This window comes from Microbulbifer maximicatervae (SeqCode), from assembly GCF_052467695.1.
Map to the genome: position 1 here is coordinate 1,672,051 of NZ_CP174320.1, position 24,373 is coordinate 1,696,423.

19 protein-coding genes are annotated in these 24,373 nt (G+C 52.3%); 12 read left to right on the top strand and 7 right to left on the bottom strand.

Going from position 1 to position 24,373, the window contains the following annotated elements; all coding sequences use genetic code 11:
* Nucleotides 1–71: 71 nt before the first annotated feature.
* The 6 genes from ACJJI8_RS07360 to gshB form a co-directional block, all read right to left on the bottom strand.
* Nucleotides 72–854 carry a uroporphyrinogen-III synthase gene (locus tag ACJJI8_RS07360; protein WP_444934672.1) on the bottom strand — a complete coding sequence of 261 codons (783 nt, stop codon included), beginning with the start codon at nt 852–854 and terminating at the stop codon, nt 72–74.
* 1 nt (nt 855) lies between these two features.
* Nucleotides 856–1,773, bottom strand: coding sequence for a hydroxymethylbilane synthase (hemC, locus tag ACJJI8_RS07365; RefSeq protein WP_444906634.1), 918 nt, complete (start codon nt 1,771–1,773; stop codon nt 856–858).
* 77 nt (nt 1,774–1,850) lie between these two features.
* Nucleotides 1,851–2,273 (bottom strand): Holliday junction resolvase RuvX, encoded by a 423-nt coding sequence (ruvX, locus tag ACJJI8_RS07370; protein WP_413664071.1) that lies wholly within the window; start codon nt 2,271–2,273, stop codon nt 1,851–1,853.
* A gap of 20 nt (nt 2,274–2,293) precedes the next feature.
* On the bottom strand, nt 2,294–2,878 hold the full coding sequence (locus ACJJI8_RS07375) for a YqgE/AlgH family protein (protein WP_282930307.1): 585 nt from the start codon (nt 2,876–2,878) through the stop codon (nt 2,294–2,296).
* Between the two features lie 34 nt (nt 2,879–2,912).
* Complete coding sequence (locus tag ACJJI8_RS07380; RefSeq protein WP_444914979.1) at nt 2,913–3,824, bottom strand: energy transducer TonB; 912 nt, start codon at nt 3,822–3,824, stop codon at nt 2,913–2,915.
* Between the two features lie 92 nt (nt 3,825–3,916).
* On the bottom strand, nt 3,917–4,873 hold the full coding sequence (gene gshB, locus ACJJI8_RS07385) for a glutathione synthase (RefSeq protein ID WP_444935150.1): 957 nt from the start codon (nt 4,871–4,873) through the stop codon (nt 3,917–3,919).
* A gap of 350 nt (nt 4,874–5,223) precedes the next feature.
* On the opposite strand from gshB, the gene pilG reads away from it, so the two are divergent.
* The 6 genes from pilG (at nt 5,224) to ACJJI8_RS07415 (ending at nt 15,996) form a co-directional block, all read left to right on the top strand.
* Nucleotides 5,224–5,619: a twitching motility response regulator PilG gene (pilG, locus tag ACJJI8_RS07390; RefSeq protein WP_020413651.1), complete on the top strand. Its 396-nt coding sequence runs from the start codon at nt 5,224–5,226 to the stop codon at nt 5,617–5,619.
* 235 nt (nt 5,620–5,854) lie between these two features.
* Complete coding sequence (pilH, locus tag ACJJI8_RS07395; RefSeq protein WP_108731421.1) at nt 5,855–6,217, top strand: twitching motility response regulator PilH; 363 nt, start codon at nt 5,855–5,857, stop codon at nt 6,215–6,217.
* Between the two features lie 16 nt (nt 6,218–6,233).
* Nucleotides 6,234–6,773 (top strand): chemotaxis protein CheW, encoded by a 540-nt coding sequence (locus ACJJI8_RS07400; protein ID WP_444892581.1) that lies wholly within the window; start codon nt 6,234–6,236, stop codon nt 6,771–6,773.
* A 160-nt stretch (nt 6,774–6,933) separates the two neighbouring features.
* Entirely contained in the window at nt 6,934–9,075 is a 2,142-nt protein-coding gene (locus ACJJI8_RS07405) for a methyl-accepting chemotaxis protein (protein WP_444934673.1), read from the top strand.
* A gap of 163 nt (nt 9,076–9,238) precedes the next feature.
* Nucleotides 9,239–15,481, top strand: a complete 6,243-nt coding sequence (locus ACJJI8_RS07410; protein WP_444935151.1) for a hybrid sensor histidine kinase/response regulator — start codon at nt 9,239–9,241, stop codon at nt 15,479–15,481.
* A 35-nt stretch (nt 15,482–15,516) separates the two neighbouring features.
* Nucleotides 15,517–15,996 (top strand): chemotaxis protein CheW, encoded by a 480-nt coding sequence (locus ACJJI8_RS07415; RefSeq protein ID WP_282930302.1) that lies wholly within the window; start codon nt 15,517–15,519, stop codon nt 15,994–15,996.
* A 63-nt stretch (nt 15,997–16,059) separates the two neighbouring features.
* Here ACJJI8_RS07415 and ACJJI8_RS07420 read toward each other — a convergent pair whose 3' ends face one another.
* Complete coding sequence (locus ACJJI8_RS07420) at nt 16,060–18,720, bottom strand: penicillin-binding protein 1A (protein WP_444934674.1); 2,661 nt, start codon at nt 18,718–18,720, stop codon at nt 16,060–16,062.
* 148 nt (nt 18,721–18,868) lie between these two features.
* Between ACJJI8_RS07420 and ACJJI8_RS07425 the strand changes: the two genes are divergently transcribed.
* The 6 genes from ACJJI8_RS07425 to aroK are packed head-to-tail and all read left to right on the top strand — an operon-like array spanning nt 18,869 to nt 24,368.
* Complete coding sequence (locus ACJJI8_RS07425) at nt 18,869–19,945, top strand: pilus assembly protein PilM (protein ID WP_444934675.1); 1,077 nt, start codon at nt 18,869–18,871, stop codon at nt 19,943–19,945.
* A 1-nt stretch (nt 19,946) separates the two neighbouring features.
* A complete protein-coding gene (locus tag ACJJI8_RS07430; RefSeq protein ID WP_444934676.1) occupies nt 19,947–20,519 on the top strand; it encodes a PilN domain-containing protein in 573 nt (190 codons plus the stop codon).
* A 15-nt stretch (nt 20,520–20,534) separates the two neighbouring features.
* On the top strand, nt 20,535–21,155 hold the full coding sequence (locus ACJJI8_RS07435) for a type IV pilus inner membrane component PilO (RefSeq protein WP_444934677.1): 621 nt from the start codon (nt 20,535–20,537) through the stop codon (nt 21,153–21,155).
* Nucleotides 21,152–21,682 (top strand): pilus assembly protein PilP, encoded by a 531-nt coding sequence (locus ACJJI8_RS07440; protein WP_444934678.1) that lies wholly within the window; start codon nt 21,152–21,154, stop codon nt 21,680–21,682. The genes ACJJI8_RS07435 and ACJJI8_RS07440 overlap by 4 nt, the downstream gene beginning before the upstream one ends.
* A complete protein-coding gene (locus tag ACJJI8_RS07445) occupies nt 21,682–23,847 on the top strand; it encodes a type IV pilus secretin PilQ (protein WP_444934679.1) in 2,166 nt (721 codons plus the stop codon). Before ACJJI8_RS07440 ends, ACJJI8_RS07445 begins: the two co-directional genes overlap by 1 nt.
* Nucleotides 23,847–24,368, top strand: a complete 522-nt coding sequence (gene aroK / locus ACJJI8_RS07450) for a shikimate kinase AroK (RefSeq protein WP_282934602.1) — start codon at nt 23,847–23,849, stop codon at nt 24,366–24,368. The genes ACJJI8_RS07445 and aroK overlap by 1 nt, the downstream gene beginning before the upstream one ends.
* The last annotated feature ends 5 nt before the right edge of the window (nt 24,369–24,373 follow it).

Here is a 24,373-nt window from a genome sequence, read left to right on the forward strand (position 1 = left end):
CGAGCCTTAATAGCGGGCTAAACGCCGTTTTAAGATTTTTAGCGCAAAGCGATCGAGAATTCGATAGCAAATCAGCCGAGGGCTTTCCGCAGTGTTTCCAGCATAGCGTTTTCGCCGGCATTTAGCGCACTATAGCAATGGGCAAAACCAAGCTCATTTGCCCGAGTGGTAACTCGTATACTCGGGCAGACAAGAGCGGTTTCAAAGAGTGTATTGCGGTTTATCTGGCGGATACAGGTAACCAGGTTGTCGAGTGTTTCACCGCTGTGCACACTGATAATATCGGGTTGGAATTTATACTCAGCCAGGGAGGTTGCAGCCTCTGGTGGCAGCACTCTCCGATAGAGTTCGCAATAAGTTACTCGCGCACCCCTATCACTCAAGGTGTCGCCGATAAGAGGGCGGCCACCGGAGCCGCGAAAAATAAGAACTCTTTTCCCGTCCAACTGCTGTAACCAGGGTAGGCGCAGCAACTCCTCGGAGTTCATCGTATTGCCACTTTGCTCGCAGGGTATACCGCGCTTCTCCAGGGCGCTTGCGGTTGCCGCGCCGATCGCCAGATAGCGAGGACCCTGGGGAAACTGTGGCCAATAATCTTCAAGCCAGTCTACGCCGTAGCGCACGGCGTTCTGGGAAACAAAGATCGCGACATCCGTTTGATCGAAATCGAGAATTGAGTTTTTTAAGGCCTGTATGGCAGCTTGATCCTCAATTGGCTCTATGCCGAGCATGGGGATGTTATCTACCTGGGCCCCCAGGCTGCGCAGTAGCGCACACCAGTTATCAGCCTGCTGCGTTGGCCGCGTACTGAGAATACGTTTGCCCTGCAGCAGGTCGGAGGTGAGATCGCTCATGTCAGATAGCGGCGAGGATTTTATCGGCACCATCGGCCAGTAACTGTTCCGCGAGCTCAGTACCCAGTCGCTCTCCCTCAGCGGCAGGGCCGCGACTGTCGGCATGTATCATGGTTTTGCCATCGGGACTGCCAACGAGTCCGCGCAACCACAGGGTGTCACCATCCAGCTCGGCGTAGCAGCCGATAGGCACTTGGCAGCCGCCGTTGAGGCGCTTAACCAGGGCGCGCTCCGCACTGAGTCGGGCTGCGGTTTCCGGACAGTGGAGCGGTTGGATCAAGGCTTCCAGTTCGCTATCGCGGCGCGACTCGATACCCACTGCGCCCTGTCCACCAGCGGGGAGCAGGATGTCTGTTGCCAGGAAGCTGCGGATGCGTTCCGGCATCTCAAGTCGCAGCAGTCCGGCCGCAGCGAGGATGATTGCGTCGTAATCGCCGGCATCCAGCTTGGTCAGTCGGGTATTCACATTGCCCCGTAAAAAGGTGACTTTGAGGTCCGGGCGACGGGCAAGTAATTGGCACTGTCGGCGCAAGCTGGAAGTGCCGACTACTGCGCCCTGGGGCAGGTCATCAAGGCTGTCATAAAGATTACTGACAAAGGCATCGCGGGGATCTTCACGCTCGCAAATAATCGGCAGGTGAAGTCCTTCGGGGAATTCCATGGGGACATCTTTCATCGAGTGAACTGCGATGTCCGCACGGCCTTCGAGCATCGCCACTTCCAGTTCTTTAACGAAAAGGCCTTTGCCACCCACTTTGGTTAGTGGGATGTCCAAAACCTGGTCACCCCGGCTGGTCAGGGGCAGTAACTCGATAAAAAGTTCGGGATGCGCCTGTTGCAGGCGGTCTTTGACATAGTTGGCCTGCCACAGAGCCAAAGCACTCTGTCGGGTGGCAATGCGAATACGATCTATAGACATGCGGCTCAATCACTTATTGGTTGAAGCGGCCATTCTAACAGAGTCGCAATGCAGTGAGGCTCTCTGTAGCCGAGGGGCTAGCCCCTGGTGCGCAGCCAGTCTTCGAGAATTATCCGTGCGGCTATTGAGTCCACTGGGTCTTGTGCGTAGTTGCCACGATGTCCGCGTTCGTTGGCCTCTTCCTTGGCGGCTCGAGTGCTTAAACGCTCGTCGATCAGCTCTACCGGTAGTCCATAGCGACCGTGCAGGCGCTGGCTGAATTTTCGCGCACGCACGCCAAATTCACTTTCGCTGCCATCCATATTGAGGGGGAGGCCAACCAGTAAAAGGTGGGGCTGCCACTCTTTGATCAGGCCTTCGACGGAGTCCCAATTGGGCTTGCCATCTTTGGCGGGTAGTGGGGCCAGTTCCCGTGCTCCACCGGTAAGGCTCTGGCCGTAAGCTACGCCAATAGAGCGGGTTCCAAAGTCAAAAGCTAGCGCTGTGACGGGTTTATTCATAGGGGTCAGTAATTTTTCTGTTAGGCGTGGCCAGCTTGGGAGCCGAGGCCGGAAAGATCGATGCCGTGGCGGGCGGCGGCGCTTTGCCAGCGTTTTTCGACCGGTGTGGCGAATAGGGTTTCGGGCTCTGCCGGCAGTGTCAGCCAGGCGTTTTCTGTCAGCTCCTGCTCCAACTGACCGGGCCCCCAGCCCGCGTAGCCGAGGGCGAGTAGTACATCGTCAGGGCCGCGCCCTGCGGCGAGGGATTCGAGGATGTCCTTGGAGGCAGTCAGGCTGATATCTGAATTGATTTCGGTGGTAGAGTCGAAGTGCATGCCGGTGCCGTGCAGTACAAATCCCTGCTCTGGTGACATGGGACCGCCCAGTAGAACTGGTTCGTCACCGCGCAAGCTGAGATCCTCCAGAGACAGCTGCTCGAATACCTCGTGCCAGTGCACTTTACTGGGCATATTGATCACTATGCCCATGGCACCGTCGCTATTGTGCTCAACAATCAGTGCGATAGCGTGTTTGAAGCGCGGGTCCTCCATACCGGGCATGGCCAGAAGGAACTGGCCGCGCAGGTTTCCGTGAGTCAGGTCGCTATCGATATTCGAATTAGGCATAGATCAGTAATAAACCGCCAGTTGAAGGCCCATTTTAGCCTCGGTTGGGCAGATCCCCCGCAGAAGTAGTAAGCCCCCCGGTTCTTTCGAATTGCCAGGTACGGATAATTTCCAGTCGATCAACCTCGTTCTTGATCTCTACTGGGAAGGGAGCGAAGGGAGCAGCCAGACGCACAATTTGTTGGGCCGCATCATCGAGAATGCGCTCCCCGGAGGATTGAAGAATAACAACCTTCTCGACGGCTCCGGTGGGAAGCAACCGCACCATCATGCGTAACTCGCCACTAATTTGTTTTTCCAAGGCCTCTTCGGGAAAGTTATCGCTGCCAACAGCTTCTATTTTCTGGCGCCATTCATGTAAATAAGCGGCATCGGCTGAGGCTCTGGTAGCTACAGATGTCAATCTGCGTACTCGGGGGCGCTCGGCAATAGTTTGGCGAATTTTATCGAGACGCGCCTCTAGGCTAGCTATTTTAGGGTTGCTCAATGGCAGGTCATTGGGTGCGTCGCCGCGCTTTTCCTCGGATAACTTATCTTCTGCCGAAAGTTCAGGAGCTTGAATCGGGCTCTCACCAACTGTGGTAATTAACAGGCGGCGCTGCTCTGCTGGCCGCGCAGATTGTTGTTGTGGCAAAGGCGTCACGCGATGAATTTGCGTATCGGCAAACTCGGCACGGCGTTTAGTGGATAACTCTTTCCGAGAGTCTGCGGTACCACTGGCTAATTGGTTGTGCTGTGCCAAGTAGTCAGCATCCTCTGGGGCCTGAGCGGAATTTTGCAAAGAAAGTGTGACTTCAAGTGTCGGTGGCGCCTGTGCACCTTTCGGAGCAGCAAAAGCCACTCCGAAAACAATTAGCGCATGTAACGCGGCGGCTAGAAATAATGAGAACACAAAGCGTTCACGCTGCATTGCATGAAACTGTGTCGCGTTGGCAGAGGAATTCATTATCTATTATCAACTACTACTTATTCGGGCGTGCGTTTCACACAGCCTTGTTCTCAGTGGTAAACCGCCCTGAGAGTTATCAAACGCCCAGTTTACCTTTTTTGTGCCAGCAGGTGTGTGATGCCGCTCATTAGTCGCGCGCCTATGTCCGTATTGTAAGCGGCATCAATTTCCCGTACACAAGTGGGACTGGTAACGTTAATTTCTGTTAGGTAGTCACCAATAACGTCCAGCCCGACAAATAACAGACCTTTTTCCTTCAGAGTGGGAGCGACTTGCTCAACGATCCAACGATCTCTATCGGTCAGGGGGCGTGCTTCGCCGCGCCCGCCGGCTGCAAGATTACCGCGAGTCTCGCCCGCTACGGGAATTCGCGCCAAGCAATAGGGAATCGCTTCACCATTAACGACCAGGATACGCTTGTCACCGTCTTTGATTTCAGGGATGTAGCGCTGCGCCATAATCTGCTGGCGACCGTGGTCGGTAAGCATTTCCAAAATTGCTCCAAGGTTGGCGCCATCTGGTTTGCAGTGGAAGATTCCTGCGCCACCCATGCCATCCAGAGGTTTATAAATGACATCTTGGTGAGTTCGGTGAAATTCCCGCAGCTTGGCCATGTCGCGACTAACTAGAACCGGTGGGCAACACTGGGGGAAACTTGTTGCAAAAATTTTCTCATTGCAGTCGCGTAGAGCCTGGGGCTTATTGACTACCGTCGAACCTTCGCTCTCTGCCGCTTCGAGAATATAAGTGGAATAAACATACTCATTATCAAAGGGAGGGTCGACGCGCATCAGGATTACATCCAGGTCGCCGAGTGGCATTTCTCTAGACTCTTCCAGAGAAAACCAACGATTCTCATCATCAAAAACCTGCATAGGGCAGCCGCGCCCAGTTGCGCGTCCATTCTCAAGGTAAAGATGGCTCTGCTCGAAATAAAACAGCTGGAAACCACAATCTTGTGCGGCTTGTAACAGTGCAAGCGTCGTATCTTTTTTAAAATTGATCTGGGCGATGGGGTCCATCACCACACCGAGGGAATAATTCATACGGGTTTCCAAATCGTTGGGTATTTCTATCCCAGTTATCACTGGTTTTGCTCCCAAATTTGTGGCCGCTACCAGCGTTGTTGGATAGATAAGGTAAGAGCAGCTTTGCGAAGGTGCAACCTTCTTAACGCAATACCTCCAATGAATGTATAAGTGGTGATAATTTGAACTGCGTCGCCTGCAGTGTGTCGACTCAGCTAGATTCGCCTGGGGTTCTGTGATAAAAGTTCGTCTCAGCGTGCGACCTTCGCCAGGCTAGGCGCCCGGACCCCGCAAGCGGTTTGAAAAAAGGGCGCAACTAAAGTTTTCGCGTGCCCGAAAATAAGTAAACAGGGGATTCAAAAAAGACTATGGAGCTTAACTGGGAAAGTCTGACTGTCATGGTGATCGACGACAGTAAGACAATTCGCCGCACTGCGGAGACGTTGCTGCAAAAGGCGGGCTGTACCGTGGTCACCGCGACAGACGGTTTTGATGCGTTAGCAAAAATCGCGGACTCCCGTCCGGATGTCATTTTTGTCGATATTATGATGCCGCGCCTGGATGGCTATCAAACATGTGCGTTAATAAAAAATAACAGCGAATTCCGCTCCACCCCTGTTGTAATGTTGTCGAGTAAGGACGGTTTGTTCGATAAGGCAAAAGGGCGTGTTGTTGGTTGCGATCAATATCTGACCAAACCTTTTAGTAAGAGCGAGCTGCTGGGTGCTATTTCCGCTCATGCCAAGCCGCACCATGCCGCATAAGTGGCCTACAGAAAAAGAAAATATAGATAACGGACTCCATTGTGGGCATTGTGCCCACAAGCTCGGTACTAAAATTTAATTAGAGTACAGATTTTCCGGTTGTTACAGACCGGTTGATTTTTGTACCCACACTATCGGTAGTCATAGTGCATCTCGGCACATGCTAGCGAGGATAATCACAACAAAAACCGCCGAGCGCAGTAGTTGTTGCCGAAAAGATGTCATGGGGGAAATGATGGCAAGAGTACTAATAGTTGATGACTCTCCTACAGAAACACATAAGCTGACAACCATTCTTGAAAAAAATGGCCACGCAGTAATCACCGCTCCCAACGGTGAAAGCGGAGTTGAAGTAGCCCGCGCCGAACGCCCCGACCTGATCCTGATGGATATTGTGATGCCGGGTCTCAACGGTTTCCAGGCCACCCGCCAATTGAGCAAAGACAGCAATACCGGTGAAATTCCGATCATTATGGTAACTACCAAAGATCAGGATACAGACCGTGTCTGGGGTATGCGCCAGGGAGCCAGGGCTTACCTGACCAAACCTGTCGATGAGAGCAAATTGCTGGATGCGATCGGGGAGGTGTTGGCCTAATAGCCAGCTGCGAAAAGTGCAGTCACAAACACCTTATTTAGCTCTGGTTGATATTGCACGGCGCGCCAAAGCGCAGGCCACTGGCCTGCCTGGCCGCCGGGAAATCAAACCCTACTGGACCGGTATCGGTTTCTCTCTTCTGGATAACCACTTTGTCGCCTCCATGGATGACGTTGTGGAATTGCTCGAAGTGCCACAGCACACCTTTATTCCGGGCGCTCAGCCTTGGGTAAAAGGCGTCTCTAATGTTCGTGGTCGCCTGCTTCCCCTTATTGATCTCGCAGCTTTTTATGGCGGCTACCTCTCAGGTCCGCGCCAGCAACGTCGTGTTTTGGTGCTCGAGAGGGATAAGACCTACGTGGGGCTTATCGTGGATAAATTGTTTGGGATGCAGCACTTGGCGTTTGAGTATGCCCGTGAGGCACCAACAGATTTGAGTGAACCATTTGCGCCAATGGTGCACGGCCAGTTTGTTTTACAGCAGCATCGTTGGCTCGTTCTCGATATGCGGGCACTGATCAAGGATGCGCGTTTTATGGATGCAGCTTTACGCTGACTAATCCAGTTCTTTCTTTCCGGTAGCCGAGGGTGGTCGACCGGATGGCCCGCAATTAGTGCAGGGATGTACAGCACTGACTGAGGGGTCTTGTCATTAAAGCGTTAAAACTAAAGTGGTATTAAACCGGCCTAATGCAATGGCCCGCTAGGAGTAAATTATGAAACCAGGCTCCCAGAGTTCCTTTTCCGCGCTGCGCAGTAACCCTGCCGCGCTGGTATTAGGTCTACTGGTACTCGCCACGCTGGCGGGGCTTATTGTCAGTATGTACTTAGTTCAGACTCGAGACGAGCAGGATAAACAGTACCTGCAGCAAGTCGCCGAGTTGCGGGCCCTTTCCTATCAGGTAGTTTCCTATGCACCGGCGGCAACCGCAGGTGATAGCGAGGCCTTTACTGAGCTGGAAAATGTTACAGAAGAAATGGCTAATGCCTGGAACCAGCTCCAGCGAATGGATGACAGCAGTCGCCGCGCTCTGGGTGCTCAGCTATCTGCTTACGATCAGGTTTGGCGCAGCTTGCGCGAGCAGGTCGACACGATTATCGGCAACCAGGAAACCATCGTATTTCTTAACGATATCGCTTCAACGCTGAGTGACTCGCTTCCCGAATTACAGGCGGAGCACAACAATATTGTAGAAATTCTGTTGGCTAACAACGCCCCGGCAAATCAGGTGGAACAGGCCCAGTTACAGGTTTGGCGTGCGGAGCGTATTGGTCGAAATATCGATAAAATGCTCCAAGGTGGTGATGATGCCGAAGCCGCCGCTGACCAGTTTAATACCGACGCCAGCCTTTTCGGTAAGGTGGTTGACGGTATGAAGAGCGGCGATGTGGTGATGGGGATTTCCCGTATTACCGATGAAGAGGCTCGCCACTCATTGGATGAAATTACTGAGCTGTTCGGCTTCGTAAGCACCTCCGTACGGGATATCTTCGAAGCAACTCCGGCCCTGTTTGCTACCCGCCAGGCCTCTGACGGCATTATCGCGTCATCTCCCCAGCTGATCGAAGCATTGAGTACGCTGAATGACCGAATCGTAAACCTTTCAGATGATCGCCAGCCCAACAACTTGACCATTGCTGCACTGGCTTTGGTCTTCGTTTTGTTGATCTTCGGTATGATGGCGATGGCCTTCTCCGGTACCCGCCGAAACCTGAAAAAAGAGGAAGATACCAACGAGCGTAACCAGCACGCGATTATGCAGCTGCTGGACGAGCTGGCCGACCTCGCCGACGGTGACTTGACCACCTCTGCAACGGTAACCGAAGCCTTTACTGGTGCGATTGCCGACTCCATTAACTTTACTATTGACCAGCTGCGTGTGCTGGTATCGCGGATTAATGGTGCTGCACAGGAAGTATCTGGCTTGTCTCAGGAAACTCAGCAGACTGCACTGCACCTCGCCGAGGCCTCTGAGCACCAGGCACAGGAAATTGCCGGAGCTTCTGCCGCGGTTAACGAAATGGCGGTCACCATTGACCAGGTATCTGCCAACGCCTCCGAATCTGCCCAGGTAGCCGAGCGCTCGGTACATATCGCAAGTAATGGCGCCAAGGTGGTACAGAACACCATTAAAGGCATGGATAACATCCGCGAGCAGATTCAGGATACCTCCAAGCGAATTAAGCGCCTGGGTGAATCCTCCCAGGAAATTGGCGATATCGTAAGTTTGATTAACGACATTGCCGACCAGACCAACATTCTTGCATTGAATGCCGCGATCCAGGCGAGCATGGCCGGTGATGCCGGTCGAGGCTTCGCGGTGGTAGCGGATGAGGTACAGCGACTTGCGGAGCGCTCTGCAGCTGCAACCAAGCAGATTGAAGGTCTGGTAAAAGCGATTCAGTCTGATACCAACGAGGCGGTAATCTCCATGGAACAAACCACCAGTGAGGTGGTACGTGGAGCTCGTCTGGCCCAGGATGCGGGTGTTGCACTGGAAGAAATTGAGAATGTATCCAACAACCTGGCATCGTTGATTCAGAACATTTCTAACGCTGCACGTCAGCAGGCTTCGTCTGCAGGCCACATTTCCAACACGATGAACGTGATTCAGGAAATTACCTCGCAGACCTCTGCGGGTACCCAGGCTACCGCCCAGTCCATTGGTAACCTGGCGCAGACCGCGAGTGCACTGCGCGAATCCGTTGCCGGCTTCAAACTTCCGCAAGAGGAAGGTGTTGAAAGCAACAGCGAGCTGTATGACGTGGAGTTGCCGGAAATGGATACAGATACTTTCGCTATTGAAGGTGAAGATACTCATTCATTGGAGTCCCGCGAAGACCGGGCCCTGGCCTAACCCACACAATAATACCCGGCCATTATGAAAGTTGGCCGGGTGCAAAAGGGGCGCACGGAATTGCTTCCGATAAATCCGCGGGTTTTTCTCGCTGAAAACTGTAGCGCTTGAGTACTGAATAAATTATTGGGGACTTGGCGTGAGTCACGACAACCCGAACTTTATGGCCTTGGATTGGCTGATCGGTGAAATTAACGAGACTCTGGCGCAAGCGCGCCAATTTCTTGAGACGTTCGCTGTAGAACCCGATGCGGGTGCCTCTCTTCTGCAAAACAGCTTGTCGCTGGTGCACCAGGTGCACGGTAGCTTGCATATGGCACAGCTCAGTGGTGCCGCGATGTTAGCAGAAGAGATGGAGCAACTTATCCAGGCCCTGGCCACTGGTGCGGTTGAAAATACCGACGAGACGCGCGAATTTTTGATGCGCGCATTGCTGGAGTTGCCCCTTTACCTCGAAAAGGTTTCTTTTCAGCGTCGTGACAATGCCGTTCTCTTACTTCCCCTGATGAATGACTTGCGCGCAGTGCGCCGCGAGCGATTGATCAGTGAAGGAGCACTTTTCTCGCCAGAATTGTCTTCATTGGCAACGGTGATTGGAAAGCGCCAGCCCCTCGTCGCCGATAGCGCCCGCTTAAATGACCTGGTCACCAAGTTGCGCAAGATGTATCACGTTGCGGCTGCGGGTCTGATCCGGGATGTAAACAGTGGCGAAAGCCTGGCTTACCTCACCAAGATTATTGAAAAAATGCAGCTGCTCTACAGTGGCAGCTGTCGCCAATCCCTGTGGGAAGTACTGTTCGGTATTTTGGAGGCGCTCGGCGAGCACCGTATTAATGTGCAGCCCGCACTGCGCCATCTATTGCGCAAGGTGGATATTGAATTCAGGTTGTTGCAGGGGCGTGGCGCAAAGGTATTGGATGCGCGCCTGGATCAGGACTTTCTGCGCAACCTACTTTTTTATGTCTACCTCGCCGGTCCGAATGGGCCGCACTGCGAGAAACTCTACCAGCGCTTCGCACTAGATAAGGCAGTTCCCGGTACACCTCGCCCGGATACTGAAGACGTATTGGCGATGGGGCCAGAAGCCTTAGGCAGTGCAATTGCTGCAGTGCGCGATGAACTGCAGTTGGTGCGTGAAGCATTGGAGCCCAGTACAACTGATACAGAACAACCCTCGCTGTCTGACACTGCCGCAGTGGCCAAGCGTCTCGCGGATACACTCGGTATTTTGGGATTGGAGGCGCAGCGGGTTCGCGCTCGCAGTGTCTACGAAGACCTTCGCGATGCTTCCCGTGGTACTGACGTTGAAGAGTACCTGATGCGTGCCGCCGGGGAATTGGTTCAGCTCGATTCAGCGCTTGCCGCCACCGTCGATCGCAATAAAAAAGTCGACGATGAGCAGCCCATTATGGGCGACGCCACTGACTCTGTATTACGCGAGGCCAGACTCGGTCTGGAAGCGGTAAAAGAAGCGGTCATGGAGTATGTGGCCAGCCACTGGGATATCAGTTACCTGAGCCGTGTGCCACAGCGTTTACAGGAAGTCTGTGGTGGCCTTGAAATGGTGGGTTACCAGCGAGCGGGTGAAATTATCTCCGCTTGCAATCGCTATATTGGCAACTCCCTGATTGAGGCTGGAGAACAGCCCGAATGGACAATGCTGGATACTCTGGCAGATGCCATTACCAGTGTTGAATACTACCTGGAGCGCCGTGCGGAAGGTCTGGCTGATGCAGAAATGCTTTTGGCACTGGCTGAAGATAGCGTAGAGGCATTGGGCGTTTCGCTGAAGATCGCCGATGAGAGTGAGGCCGACGCCAGTCTGGAAGCGTCTCCGATATCAGAACCCGAACTGCCAGATCTTATTGATTACGATTTAATCCCCGATGACGAAGCCACTGCGGTTTCTGACGAATCTCTGGACTCTCAAGCTGAAATAAATGCGGAAGAGTCATCTGCCATAACTTTGCAGCTGCCTGTCGATGAAGCAGATTCTGTTGTGGAGTCCGAGCTGGAAATCGATGGAGAGTCTGTTCCGGAGGAGTCTTGGTTCTCTGATGGGGCTCCTCAGGTTGAAGCTGCCCCGACACTTGAAGTTGAAACTGGGATAGAGGTTCCTGAAGCTGAGGAAGCGCCTGCTGAGATTGCTGACTTCATTGAAGCTGCACCGATGGTAGAGTCTGCTGAGGTTGAGCCGGTTGCTGCAGTTGCAGAGGTCGCGGATACGACGGAGGAACTCGGTGATGACACTGAGAGCCTGATTGACGATGAAATTATCGAGATCTTCCTGGAAGAAGCCGGGGAAGTTTTTGCGCATATCAGTTGCTACTTCCCGGAGTGGGCTGCCAATTTTGCCAATCAGGATGCCCTGGTAGAGTTTCGCCGGGGCTTCCATACCCTGAAGGGGTCGGGCCGTATGGTCGAGGCCCTGGATATTGGTGAACTGGCCTGGTCTGTGGAGAATATGCTCAACCGGGTTATCGATGGCAGTGTGAAACCCGGGCCTGCCCATGTATACCTGATTGAGCAGGTGTATCAGAAGTTCCCCTCAATGATTGAGGCGTTTAAACACGGACAGAGCGACCCCGATCAGCAGCTTACCCTGCAGTTACAAGCTTGGGCTGAGCAGCTGAGTGCGGGAGAGATGCCCGCTGATCTGGAAGCCCAAAGTGCAGGCGGTGTCGCGGCAGTTGACGTTGTTGAGGACACCGGAGAAGACCTGGCTCAACTCTGGGAAATTTTTGCCCAGGAGGCAGAGACGCACCTCAATGTCGTAGATGAGTATCTGCTGGATATGCAGGCTGCCGCGCCTTTGTATGGTGTTCCGAGCGATCCAATGCACCGGGCACTCCACACACTAAAAGGCTCTGCACATATGGCGGAAGTCAAAGTGGTTGCCGAAATTATGGCGCCACTGGAGCGCTTCGCTAAAGAGCTGCGTATTTATCAGGTGCCTATCGATGCAGATATTTTTGATCTGATCAATGATAGCGCCACCTATGTGCGTGAAGTGCTGGAACAGATTCGCTCTTCAGAGCCTCTCGCAATAGAGAAATCGGAACAGTTCCTTGCTCGCGTTGCTGAATTGCAGGAGCGCTCTGTAGGCCACTTGATTCGCGAGCGCGAGGCGAATGAACCTCGCGCGGTCGATCCCCAGCTTCTCGAAGTCTTGATGGCTGATGGCATGCGGGTGCTGCTTGATGCAGACCAAATGCTGACTGAGTGGCGTGCCGACCCGGCAGATAAAAGTCGTGTTGTATTGGTCGCTGATGAGCTCAATGTTCTGCAGGAGGCGGCCAGCCGAGCGCAGTTGCCGATCCTGGCTGAGCTCGCTGAGCTGTTGCTGAATGTTTATCGCAAAGTCCTTGCTGGTGACCTTGAGCAGGAGCCCGCACTATGGGCCTCTCTTGAGCAGGGACACAACGAGTTGCTCGATTTAATCGATGCAGTAGCAGCAGCACAAGACCTCCCTGAAGTCAGCGAAGCTGTGGAAGAGGCGCTTCGCTACCTGGCTCAGGGTGAGGAAACCAGTTCTTCAGCAGAAGATGACTACGACCTCGATGAACTGGGAATCGATAGCGAAGCACTGGCTATTGCCGAGCCTGAAGAGCAGGCGCCGGAGCCCACGGAAGTAACCGAGCTTCTGGTTTCAGAAGCATCCCCTGATGAGTGGATTGAGCCACCTGTATTACAGGTGTCGCACGATGGGGAATCTCTCGATGGCGAGGCTGAGGATTCGGAAATTCCTCATTTGCAGGCCATAGAAGTTGAGGCCGCCGTTGAGGACGTTTCTCAATTTGAAGAACCCTTCTCTGCACCAGAAGTTGAACCTGCTGGCGACCTGGCTATCGAGCAACCGGGTAGCGAGGTGTCATCACAGGATTCCGCTCAATCAGTCGATTTACAGAAGTTGTTGGCAGACATTGACCCGGATGTTGTCGATGTCTTTATGGAGGAGGCGGGAGATCTTACCGATGAGCTGGAGGAACTGATCCAGAGTTGGGAAGAGCAGCCGGAAGGCCGCGAGCAAGGTGAGGCCCTGAAGCGTGTATTGCACACCTTTAAAGGTGGTGCACGTATGGCTGGCCTAATGGGGTTGGGTGAAGTAGCTCACCGTTTTGAAACGGTGATCGAAGGCATGCGCGACAACGATCGGCCCTCCGCAGATTTCTTCGCCAATGCCCATGGTATCCACGATCGTCTCGCCGATGGAGTAGAGACAGTTCGCGCCTGGATGGCTGGTGAACAGCTTGATGCTTTTGTACAGCTGGTCAGCACCGATTGGGCGGATCAGAAGCCGGCTAACTCGGCAGCTGCAGAAGCAGTGATTGAATCTGAAGTTTCAGACGAACAACCTCAAGAAACTGTTCTCGTAGCGGATGCGGAACAAGGTGATGAAGTCATTGCGGCCGAGAGTACTCAGTCGGATGCTGATGTAGTTGCTACGCAGCTGCCCGAGATCGCTGTAGGTCAGGAAAGCGATAACGTTTTGCCGTTTATCCGCAAGGCCGGTAATGCAGAGCAGGAGGTAGCGGCACCGACCCGGAACCAGCCCCAGGAGATGGTGCGTGTCGCTGCTGAACTTCTGGAGGAGTTGGTAAACCTCGCCGGTGAGACTGCAATTTCCCGTGGTCGTCTTGAAGAGCAGATGAGTGAGTTCGGTCTCGCCCTAGACGAGATGGATGTGACGCTGGTGCGTCTCAACGAACAGCTGCGCCGCCTGGACCGCGAGACCGAGGCTCAGATCCTGTTCCGCCAGGAGCAGTTGGCAGAACAGGACGGCGACTTCGATCCGCTGGAAATGGACCGTTACTCGTCTATTCAGCAGTTATCCCGTTCCCTGCTGGAGTCCACATCTGACTTGATGGAGCTGCGCTCCACTCTGAATAACAAGGCGCGGGATACAGAGACCCTGTTGCTCCAGCAGTCCCGAGTAAATACCGAATTGCAGGAAGGTCTGATGCGCAGCCGCATGGTACCTTTCTCCCGTCTGGTACCGCGCCTGCGTCGCATCGTGCGCCAAGTAAGTGCTGAGCTGGGCAAGCAGGTCGAGTTGGGATTCTCCAACGTTGAAGGCGAGCTGGACCGGTCCATGTTGGAGCGTATGGTTGCGCCACTGGAGCATATGCTGCGCAACGCTGTGGACCACGGCATTGAAATGCCAGAGGAGCGTTTGGCTGCCGGCAAGTCTGAGCGTGGGCGTATCGATGTGGCGCTGAAAAGGGAGGGCAGTGAAGTTGTCCTCACCATCCGCGATGATGGTGCCGGTGTCAATTTGATCCGGGTGCGTGAAAAGGCGGTGGAAAATGGCCTGATGAGGCCGGATGCTGAGCTCTCGAATAATGAGATTCTTCAGTTCATTCTGCAGGCCGGTTTTACCACTGCAGAAAAAGTTACCCAGATCTCTGGCCGGGGTGTGGGTATGGACGTTGTATCCGCCGAGCTGAAGCAGATCGGTGGCAGCGTCCATATCAACTCAGAGGCAGGCGCAGGAACAGAATTTGTCGTTCGTCTTCCGTTCACAGTTTCGGTTAACCGCGCTTTGATGGTGCGAATTGGCGATGACCTGTTTGCATTGCCGCTGAATACCATCGAAGGTATTGTGCGCCTCAGCCCATTTGAGCTGGAGCACTACTATCGCTCAGATGATGCGCGTTTCGAATACGCCGGAGAACTCTACCAGGTTAGCTATTTCGGTACTCTGCTGAAGTCTGGTGCTCAACCCAAACTCAGTGTCGATGATATGCAACTGCCCGTTTTGTTGGTGCGTTCTGAAGGGCACGCTATGGCATTACAGGTGGATGCCATTAAGGGCAGCCGCGAGATTGTAGTGAAAAGCCTCGGCCCGCAGTTCTCCGGGGTTCAAGGGGTATCAGGTGCAACGGTAACTGGTGATGGTAGCGTCGTGGTGATTCTCGACGCACACGCCCTGCTGCGTCGCCAGGCCACTCAGTTGGCAAGGCCGGAAGTGCCGCAGCTTCAAATTCAGGAAGAGCCTGAAGTGCAGTCCGAGCAGGAGGCGCGCCAGCAGACCGTTATGGTTGTGGACGACTCGGTTACAGTGCGCAAGGTAACTACGCGCTTCCTGGAGCGAGAGGGCTATCTGGTTAGCACTGCAAAGGATGGTCAGGATGCGGTTATCCAGCTGCAGGATAAGATCCCGGATCTGATCTTGCTGGATATTGAGATGCCGCGTATGGATGGCTTCGAGGTTGCCCGCCATATTCGCTCCAGTAGCCGCCTGCGCGATATTCCTATCGTAATGATTACTTCGCGTACCGGTAATAAGCACCGCGATCACGCTATGTCCCTGGGAGTTAACCACTACCTGGGTAAGCCTTACCAGGAAGATGTACTGCTGGCGGCTATTCGTGAGTACGCGGATGCCGAAGCTGTCGGAAGCTGAGACGGCAAATATCAGGAATAATATAGAGATAGGCAATGAGTGAAGTTGAAGCGCTGCCGGTAGATGTCCCCCAGGAAGTGAGCAGCCTGTTATTGCCCCTTGAGCAGGGGCAGCTGCTGGTGCCGGTGGACAGCCTCTCAGAGGTTGTTGCAATGCAGACGCCGATGGCAGTTCAAGATGTACCCGAGTGGTATTTGGGAGATCTGATCTGGCGGGAACAGCGCCTGCCGGTGGTATCTTTTGAAGTGATGCGTGGTGGTGCCTTGGGAGCAGTTGCAGAAGAGGGGCGTATTGCGGTGCTGAGTACGGGAAATCCCGATGGTGAGCTGCCGTATTTTGCATTGCTCTTGCGCGGCACTCCGCGCCTGGTACGGGTTACCCCTGAGGAGTTGGCGCTGCGAGAGCAGCCGCTAAGCCCTGGAGAGTTAATGCATGTGGCGCTGTCTGGTGAGGAGGCGGTTATTCCCGACCTGCAGGGATTAGAGCGGGCCTGCCTGCGCTATCGCAGTGACTGACTTGTTTTGCAATGTATTACCAAAAAAGGGGCCAAAGGCCCCTTTTTTGGTTGGGCTGTTCGCTTAGAACAGCTCTTCCGGTAAAGAATCTTCCCGGCCATCCTGGCTGGGCATATCCATATCGTCATCGGTGTAGCGGTTGCGATATGGGTTATACACTTCGCGGCCCGGCACCCGGTTGGTTCTGAATATCTCAAACATGCCGCCGTAAGAGGTGCGTAAGCCATTTTGAGGGTTGATGCGTACCGTAACTATGCCATCTGGTTGAGCCAGGTGGCGCTCGGGAAGACCTTCGAGGGCACTGCTCATAAAATCGATCCAGATAGGCAGGGCGGCTGAGCCACCGTATTCATTTTTACCCAGTTCGCCATAGGAATCGAAGCCAACCCAGGCACTGGTTGCCAGGTAGGGGCTGTAACCCGAGAACCACGCATCCCGTGGACCATTGGTGGTTCCGGTCTTTCCGGCAATATCACCGCGCTTCATCGCCAGAGCGCGGCGCCCGGTACCCTTTTTGATAACATCCTTGAGCATCGAATCCATTATGTATGCCGTCTCTGCGGACATGGCTCGCGGAGCGCGAGGACGCGCTTGGCTCTTGCTCGGGTCGAGGGGGCCAACGGGCAGTACGTGTAGTTCTGCTGGCTCTTCACCTTGATCGACCCCTTGTCCTTCCAGCTGTAATTCCGCGAGATCGACGGGTTCAGCGGACAGAGTTTCAGAGCCTGTGCCTGGCTCGGGACAGTTATCGCATACAGTGAGAGGTAGTGCCTGATACAGGACTTCGCCATTAACATCCAGTACCCGGTCAACCAGGTAGGGCTCCACTCGGTAGCCACCATTGGCGAAGGCGGCATAGCCTCGCACCATCTCCAGGGGCGTGAGAGCGGAGCTACCCAGAGCAATGGTCAGGTTGCGGGCAAGCTTGCTGCGCTCAAACCCAAAGCCTTCGACAAAGCCTAGGGCGTAGTCCAGTCCTAGGGATTGCAGCAACCGGATTGAGACCATATTGCGGGACTTGTACAAAGCCATACGCAGGCGAGTTGGGCCGAGGAAGGTCCCTCCGTCATTCTCAGGCCGCCATACATCTTGCAGGTTGGTTTCCTCAAAGATAATCGGGGCATCATTGATAATGCTCGCCGCTGTATATCCGCGCTCGATCGCGGAGGCGTAAATAAAGGGCTTGAAACTGGAGCCGGGTTGCCGGGCTGCCTGAGTGGCCCGATTGAAGTGGCTCTGGCGGAAGTCATAACCACCGACAAGGGCGCGGATAGCCCCATCTTCCGGCTCAATAGAGACCAGAGCGCCCTGTGCTTCCGGGACCTGGGCTAGAACCCACTCTTCAGTCACCTGGGGTTCAGCAGGCTTGGTATCACCGCTCTCGGGATCCGCAAACGGATCGGCCTGAAGGGGCTCATCTACAGCGGTGGCGATCATCTCGCTACTGGAGTTGCTCTCTTTCTTTTCCTTAACGACCTTGCGCAGCCGAATAATATCTCCGGGAGCAAACATTTTTTCAGCGGACTGAAGGCGTGCGCCCCGGGCGCTCTCAGAAATATAGGGCCTGATAGAACTGAGTCCATTGCTCCAAGGCAATTCAATTACGCGCCGATCTCTCAGTTGAACCTGAAGTTTCTTGGGTTCTACCGCAGTGACAACGCCGGGCTCCAGACCGCCGAGAATCGGAATTTCGTTGAGTAAATCGATAAGTTGGTCGCTATCTTGTAGCAATTCCGGTGCAAGGCGCTGTTCTGGGCCGCGATAGCCGTGGCGCGCATCATAGGTTTCCAGACCGTGCTGAAGCGCATTGCGAGCCGACTCCTGCAGGCGACTGTCTACCGTTGTTATGACCTGGTAGCCGTCGGTATAAGCGTTGTCGCCAAAGAGGTCTACTGCCTCCTTCCGTGCCATCTCGGCGATATAGGGTGCATCCAGGTCGAGGTCGCGGCTGTGATAGCTGGCTGTTACTGGCGCAGTAATAGATTGGTTATATTGATCCTGATTGATATAGCCAAGGTCGAGCATCCGCATCAGGATCCAGTTGCGGCGTACCAGGGCTCGGGAGGGGTTCGCGAGAGGGTTGAAGGTTGATGGCGCTTTGGGGAGTCCCGCCATCATAGCCCACTGGGCCAGATTCAGATCCTTGATATCTTTGCCGTAATAGACCTGAGCTGCAGCCTGGAAACCGTAGGCGCGGTTTCCGAGGAAGATCTTATTGATGTATAGGGCGAGGATCTCGTCCTTGGTCAGCTCTTGCTCAATTTGCAGTGATAGCAAAATTTCATTGAACTTGCGCACAAAACGCTGTTCTCGGCTTAGAAAGAAGTTGCGCGCCACCTGCATTGTCAGTGTACTACCACCAGACTGGATAGAACCGGTCTTAATCAGCTGCGAGGCGGCCCGCATCAAACCTTTGATGGAAACACCATTGTGGGAGTAAAAGCTGGCATCCTCAGCGGCAAGTATCGCTTTGATAAAGGGTTCTGGCGTTTGCTCGATCGTGATAGGGTTGCGCCGCTTTTCACCGAACTCACCGATCAGTTTCATATCCCGTGAGTAGACCCTCAGAGGGGTCTGTAAGCGGATATCGCGGAGGCTCTCCACTGAGGGCAACCCCGGTTTGAGGTAGAGGTAGATACTGGCTAGGGCCATTGCTGTAGCGGCCACACCGGCAAGGCCGAGCCAAAGCAGTGCGAGCAGACGATTGCGGGCTTTTACGGTCATGAAACTGCTTCTGTTTACTTCATCAAAGTGATTAGGTGAATAATTATACGAATATTGTGCGCTATTACCTATGCAAATGCAGGTTGAAGCGTTAATTTAAAGTGCTATAACATCAAACCCTCATAACCCACGGAAAAGATAAGAAAAAATGGGAATTTTCCCTTTTCTGAACAAAGGCCCCAAGGCCATGTTGGGACTCGATATTAGCTCTACTGCAGTCAAGTTGCTGGAGCTAAGTCGCAACGGTGACAAATATCGTGTCGAAAGTTACGCCGTGGAACCTCTCCCACCCAATGCCGTAGTTGATAAGAATATCAACGATGTGGGGGCGACGGCCGAGGCTATCCGCAAAGTTGTACGACGCTCCAAAACCCGCCTGCGGGAAGCTGCCGTTGCCGTGTCTGGATCAGCGGTGATCACCAAGACGCTCGAAATGCCAGCGGACCTTAGTGATGAAGCCCTGGAAGCCCAAATAGCATTTGAGGCCGGTCAATATATTCCTTATCCGCTAGAGGAGGTTAGCCTGGACTTTGAGGTGCAGGGACCTTCCACAAAGGGGGAAGGGCAGGTGGAGGTTCTGCTAGCTGCATGTCGCACAGAGAATATTGAGCAGAGAATATCAGCGCTCGGAGAGGCAGATCTTGAGCCCAGTGTCGTTGATGTAGAAGCATATGCCGTAGAGAGAGCCTACACACTATTGGAAGATCAGCTGCCCCCGCAGGAGCAATTGGTCGTTGCCGTTATTGATATCGGGGCAACGATGAGTGCTCTGTCTGTTCTAGTGGATGGTAAGACCGTGTATACCCGTGAGCAGCTTTTTGGCGGGCGCCAGCTTACCGATGAGATTCAACGCCGCTATGGCCTCTCAGCTGAGGAAGCTGCTTTGGCGAAACGTCAGGGGGGCAGTGGTTTGCCGGATGACTACTTTGCCGAGGTGTTGGAGCCTTTCCGTGACGCTGTTGTACAGCAGGTAACTCGTTCTCTGCAATTCTTTTACTCCTCCACATCCTACAGCGATGTGGATTTTATCCTGCTCGGTGGTGGTGTTGCCGCAATGGAGGGAGTTGACGAATTGATCGGTGAAAAATTGGGCAGGCCGACTTTAGTTGCTAATCCATTTTTGCGAATGAGCGTCTCCTCAAAGATCAATCAGCAAGCTCTGGTGAGTGAGGCTCCATCATTGATGATCGCTACTGGTTTGGCTATGAGGGAGAAGGACTACTGAAATGGCAAAAATTAACCTTCTCCCCTGGCGTCAGGAATACCGAGCACAAAAGCAAAAAGAGTTCCAGCAGCTAGCGCTATTGGTATTTATTGCAGCTGCGGCAGCTATGTTTTCGTGGAAGAAAACCGCTGACCTGCAAGTTATCGAGCAAGGTGAGAGAAACCAAATTCTACAAGCCCGAATCAGTGAATTAAATGTTCAGGTGAGAGAAATAAAGGACCTGAAAAAGCGTCGTCAAGAGCTGATTGATCGGATGCGGGTCATTCAGGAATTACAAGGGAATCGACCTCTTGCCGTCCGTTATTTTGATGAAATAGTACAGGCAACTCCTGAGGGGCTATGGCTAAGTGAGATGAAAAGAGAAGGAGACCGGCTGGACTTATTTGGGGTAGCAGAGTCTAACAACCGAGTCTCCTCTTTTATGCGAAATTTAGACCACTCAGATTGGTATGAAGCCCCTCAATTAACGGGCGTAACCGCAACTCCGCAATACGGAGAACAGGCGAGTGAGTTCCAGCTTACGGTGAAAGTCAGTGGGCGCAAGCAAGAAGATGATAAAGATAGCGCAAAATAGTAAAGGATTTCAGTCATGTCACTGGCAGATACTGTAAGACAGCTTAATGATATCGATATTAATGATATCGATCTAACACGGATAGGCGTTTGGCCATTATCTGGACGAATCGCTGTACTTGTATTTAGTGCAGTAGTGGTCATTGGTGCTGGCTATTACTTCCTAATAAAAGATATTTATAACAAACTTGATATAGCTCAAAATCAAGAAAAAGAGCTGTTTGTTCAATTTGAGGCAAAGCAATTTGAAGCAGCGAATCTTGATGCTTATCGGGATCAGTTAGCTGAGATGGAGGAAACTTTTGGTACGTTATTGAAACAGTTGCCAAAAGATACTGAAGTCCCGGGGCTACTTGACGATATTGACGAGTATGGCCGAGGCAGTGGCCTAACAATCAATAAGGTTGACTTGGAACAAGAGCGCATTGGTGAATTTTATGTGGAACTCCCTATTCGAATAGAGGTTCAAGGAGGCTATCACGAGTTAGGATCTTTCATCAGTGGAATAGCGGGTATGCCTAGGATTGTAACCCTTCATGATTTCGAAATTGCCACTGAGCGCGGCGATGGGGGAGTGCTTAATATGATTATTAACGCAAAAACCTACCGATATAAGGATCAGAGTGAAGAGGAATGATTAAATATCTGCCTATACTGGGTGCCTTGTCTTTCCTTTCAGGTTGCAGTTTGAATAGTGATCACAGTGATTTGCGTGAAAGAATGGCTGAAATTGAACGTAAACCCAAAGGACAAATTGAGCCCATCCCGATTTTTACTCCTTACAGTCCTTATGTCTACACTGCTACTGCAAGGCGGAGTCCTTTTACTCGCCCAATATTGGAGTCTGAGCAGCGAATAGTTGGACGAAAATTAGATATTGCCCCAGATCTGACTCGCCAACGTGAATTACTAGAAGGGATTAATATTGATCTCTTGTCGATGGTCGGTAGCTTAGCCCGTGAAGGCCAAATTTGGGCACTGATTAATGATGGTGCAGGTGGAATTCATCGGATTACTGTGGGCAATTACCTGGGTAAAAATCATGGTCGCGTCGTTAATGCGACAAGTACTCAGCTTGATATTCTTGAAATTATACCGGATGGCACCGGCGGCTGGATTGAGAGGCCACGGGCACTGGCGTTGGAAGAGAGGGACAATGGATAATGAACAATAAATGGTTCGCCTTTTTTATGGCTCGGATCCAGTTGCTGCTACTTGGTTTATTACTTCTTTCTGTAAATTCCAATGCTCAAGTAAACCAACTAAATGATATACAGTTTGCTGAACTGCCTGGTGGGAGAGTTCAGCTACGTTTGACCTTTAATGATGCCCCCCCCGAGCCTACTGGTTACACGATAGAGCAGCCGGCACGAATTGTTTTGGATTTTGCTGGTGTCGAAAGTATTTTACCGCAAAAAAAATACTCATTAGGTATTGGTGCAGCTAGAAGTGCAGTAATCGTCACTAGTGAAGATCGTACCCGCCTTATCGTAAACCTTGACCAACTTCCCGTTTATTCCAGTGAGCGACAGGGTAATCAGTTGGTCATGGAAATTGGTGCAGAGTCTTCTGAAAGCTCGACTCCAGTGCCAAATACTGTTGAGCATGATAGTGGTTTAAACCTCGGTGGTGAAAAACAATTTCAAACCACAGGCAGTATTGCTGTGAGCAATGTAGATTTTCGTCGTGGTGACGAAGGTGAAGGAAAGGTTATTGTTAGCCTTACTGACCCAGCTGTTAATATCGATGTTGAGCGTACTAATGGTAAGATTTACTTGACATTCCTGGGCGCTGATTTGCCTGAAACATTGCGCCAGAGGTTGGACGTTACAGACTTTGCTACTCCAGTAAATAACATTACCGTTGATTATGATGGGCGTAACACTGTAATTGCTGTGGACCCCAGCGATATCGAATACGATTATTTAGCCTACCAGGCTGATACTGAGTATGTGTTGAGTGTTAAGCCTTTGTCCGCTCAAGAAATTCGTGAGAAAGAAAATGAATTTCAATTCAATGGGAAAAAGCTTTCTCTTAACTTCCAGGACATTGAAGTGCGCTCTGTTTTACAGGTGATCGCTGACTTTACTGATCTTAATTTAGTGGCAAGTGATACCGTACAAGGTCGAATAACATTGCGCCTTGATGGAGTTCCGTGGGATCAGGCTTTGGCCCTTATTTTAAAGGCGAAAGGGCTAGATAAGCGCCAGGAAGGCAGTGTAATTATGGTTGCGCCAGCAGCTGAAATTGCTGAAAGAGAGCGGCAAGAGCTTGAGACTCGCAAACAATTGGAAGAGCTGGCTCCTCTACGTACGGAATTCATTAGCGTTCGTTATGCGGATGCGGGTGAAATTTTCAACTTGTTCTCTGGGCAAGGCGGTGCAGAGGGAGTTACTGGAGGTAGCGGCGGGGCGGCTAATCAGCAGATGAGCATTCTTTCACCTCGCGGTAGCGCCATTGTTGATGAACGAACAAACACTATCATTCTCACTGATACAGAAGACAAAATCGCCCAGTTCCGTGAGTTGATAGAGGTGATTGATATTCCTATTCGACAAGTCATGATTGAGGCTCGCATTGTTACTGCTAATAGTGATTTTCAGCAGGAACTTGGCGTTGAGTGGGATTTTGCGGATGGTACTTCGATTGGTGATGATGCTCGAGGTTTAGGTGCCGGTAGCATTTCCCTTGAAGAGGATACCACTCTGGATGCCTTGGTCAGAGAGTTCGACCCTTTGTTAGTGGACCTCGGTGTTAGTAATCCTGCAGGTAGTATTGCTTATTCGATTATTAAAGAAGACTTCTATCTGAATCTTGAGCTGTCTGCACTTGAGGATGTAGGGGTAGCAGAAATTGTCTCACAGCCAAAAGTTGTTACTGGTGATAAACAGGAAGCTATTATTCAGTCGGGTATTGAGATCCCTTATCTAGAGGCAACTTCTTCTGGAGCGGCTTCAATTACTTTCCGAGAGGCTGTATTGGAGCTTAAGGTGACTCCGCAAATTACTCCAGATAACAATATTATTATGAGTTTGAACCTCGAACAAAATAGTGTGGGCGAGTATGTTACTGTCGGCGGTGGAGAGGTTCCTTCCATCAATGTAAATACTTTGGCAACCAAGGTTTTGGTTCGCAATGGTGAAACAATTGTCCTGGGCGGAGTATTTGAAAGTAGCGCTATTGAGGGTGAAACAAAAATTCCCCTACTGGGTGACATTCCATATATTGGCAACCTATTCAAAAAGACTATACGCACGGACGATAAACGTGAGATCCTGATGTTTATCACACCGCGTATTCTTGAAGATGAGGCTTTTTACTCTAAGTGATCACCCGCTCTATTTTCCTGGTCGGCCCCATGGGGGCCGGCAAGTCTACGATCGGCAGGTTGTTGGCAGCGCAATTGCAGCTGCCTTTTGCCGATACCGACAAAGTGCTGGAAGAGCGCACTGGTGCGGATATTCCCTGGATTTTTGATGTGGAAGGCGAAGCGGGGTTTCGCCGTCGTGAGAGTGAAATATTGGAAGAGCTCTGCCAGGGTGAGTGCCAGGTTATCGGTACCGGTGGCGGAATAGTTTTGCTCGAGGAGAATCGGCGGCAGCTACAAAAATATGGCCATGTAGTTTATTTGCAGGCCAATATCGATCAGCTCTTGGAGCGCACTTCTAAGAATACCAATCGCCCATTGCTTCGTGTACCCAACCCCCGTCAGCGTATTGCGGAAATTTTGCAGGAACGCGAGCCTCTGTATCGTGAGGTTGCAGATATTATTTGCGACACTAATGACCTCTCCCCCAAACAAGCATCCCTCCTGGTCGCAGAACACTTAGGCAGCCTGCTGTCCGATTAGTCCCA

Coding starts and splice junctions, on each gene's coding strand:
- ACJJI8_RS07360 (WP_444934672.1), bottom strand. CDS start 854: ATGAGCGATCTCACCTCCGACCTGCTGCAGGGCAAACGTATTCTCAGT.
- hemC (WP_444906634.1), bottom strand. CDS start 1,773: ATGTCTATAGATCGTATTCGCATTGCCACCCGACAGAGTGCTTTGGCT.
- ruvX (WP_413664071.1), bottom strand. CDS start 2,273: ATGAATAAACCCGTCACAGCGCTAGCTTTTGACTTTGGAACCCGCTCT.
- ACJJI8_RS07375 (WP_282930307.1), bottom strand. CDS start 2,878: ATGCCTAATTCGAATATCGATAGCGACCTGACTCACGGAAACCTGCGC.
- ACJJI8_RS07380 (WP_444914979.1), bottom strand. CDS start 3,824: ATGAATTCCTCTGCCAACGCGACACAGTTTCATGCAATGCAGCGTGAA.
- gshB (WP_444935150.1), bottom strand. CDS start 4,873: ATGAATTATTCCCTCGGTGTGGTGATGGACCCCATCGCCCAGATCAAT.
- pilG (WP_020413651.1), top strand. CDS start 5,224: ATGGAGCTTAACTGGGAAAGTCTGACTGTCATGGTGATCGACGACAGT.
- pilH (WP_108731421.1), top strand. CDS start 5,855: ATGGCAAGAGTACTAATAGTTGATGACTCTCCTACAGAAACACATAAG.
- ACJJI8_RS07405 (WP_444934673.1), top strand. CDS start 6,934: ATGAAACCAGGCTCCCAGAGTTCCTTTTCCGCGCTGCGCAGTAACCCT.
- ACJJI8_RS07410 (WP_444935151.1), top strand. CDS start 9,239: ATGGCCTTGGATTGGCTGATCGGTGAAATTAACGAGACTCTGGCGCAA.
- ACJJI8_RS07415 (WP_282930302.1), top strand. CDS start 15,517: ATGAGTGAAGTTGAAGCGCTGCCGGTAGATGTCCCCCAGGAAGTGAGC.
- ACJJI8_RS07420 (WP_444934674.1), bottom strand. CDS start 18,720: ATGACCGTAAAAGCCCGCAATCGTCTGCTCGCACTGCTTTGGCTCGGC.
- ACJJI8_RS07425 (WP_444934675.1), top strand. CDS start 18,869: ATGGGAATTTTCCCTTTTCTGAACAAAGGCCCCAAGGCCATGTTGGGA.
- ACJJI8_RS07430 (WP_444934676.1), top strand. CDS start 19,947: ATGGCAAAAATTAACCTTCTCCCCTGGCGTCAGGAATACCGAGCACAA.
- ACJJI8_RS07435 (WP_444934677.1), top strand. CDS start 20,535: ATGTCACTGGCAGATACTGTAAGACAGCTTAATGATATCGATATTAAT.
- ACJJI8_RS07440 (WP_444934678.1), top strand. CDS start 21,152: ATGATTAAATATCTGCCTATACTGGGTGCCTTGTCTTTCCTTTCAGGT.
- ACJJI8_RS07445 (WP_444934679.1), top strand. CDS start 21,682: ATGAACAATAAATGGTTCGCCTTTTTTATGGCTCGGATCCAGTTGCTG.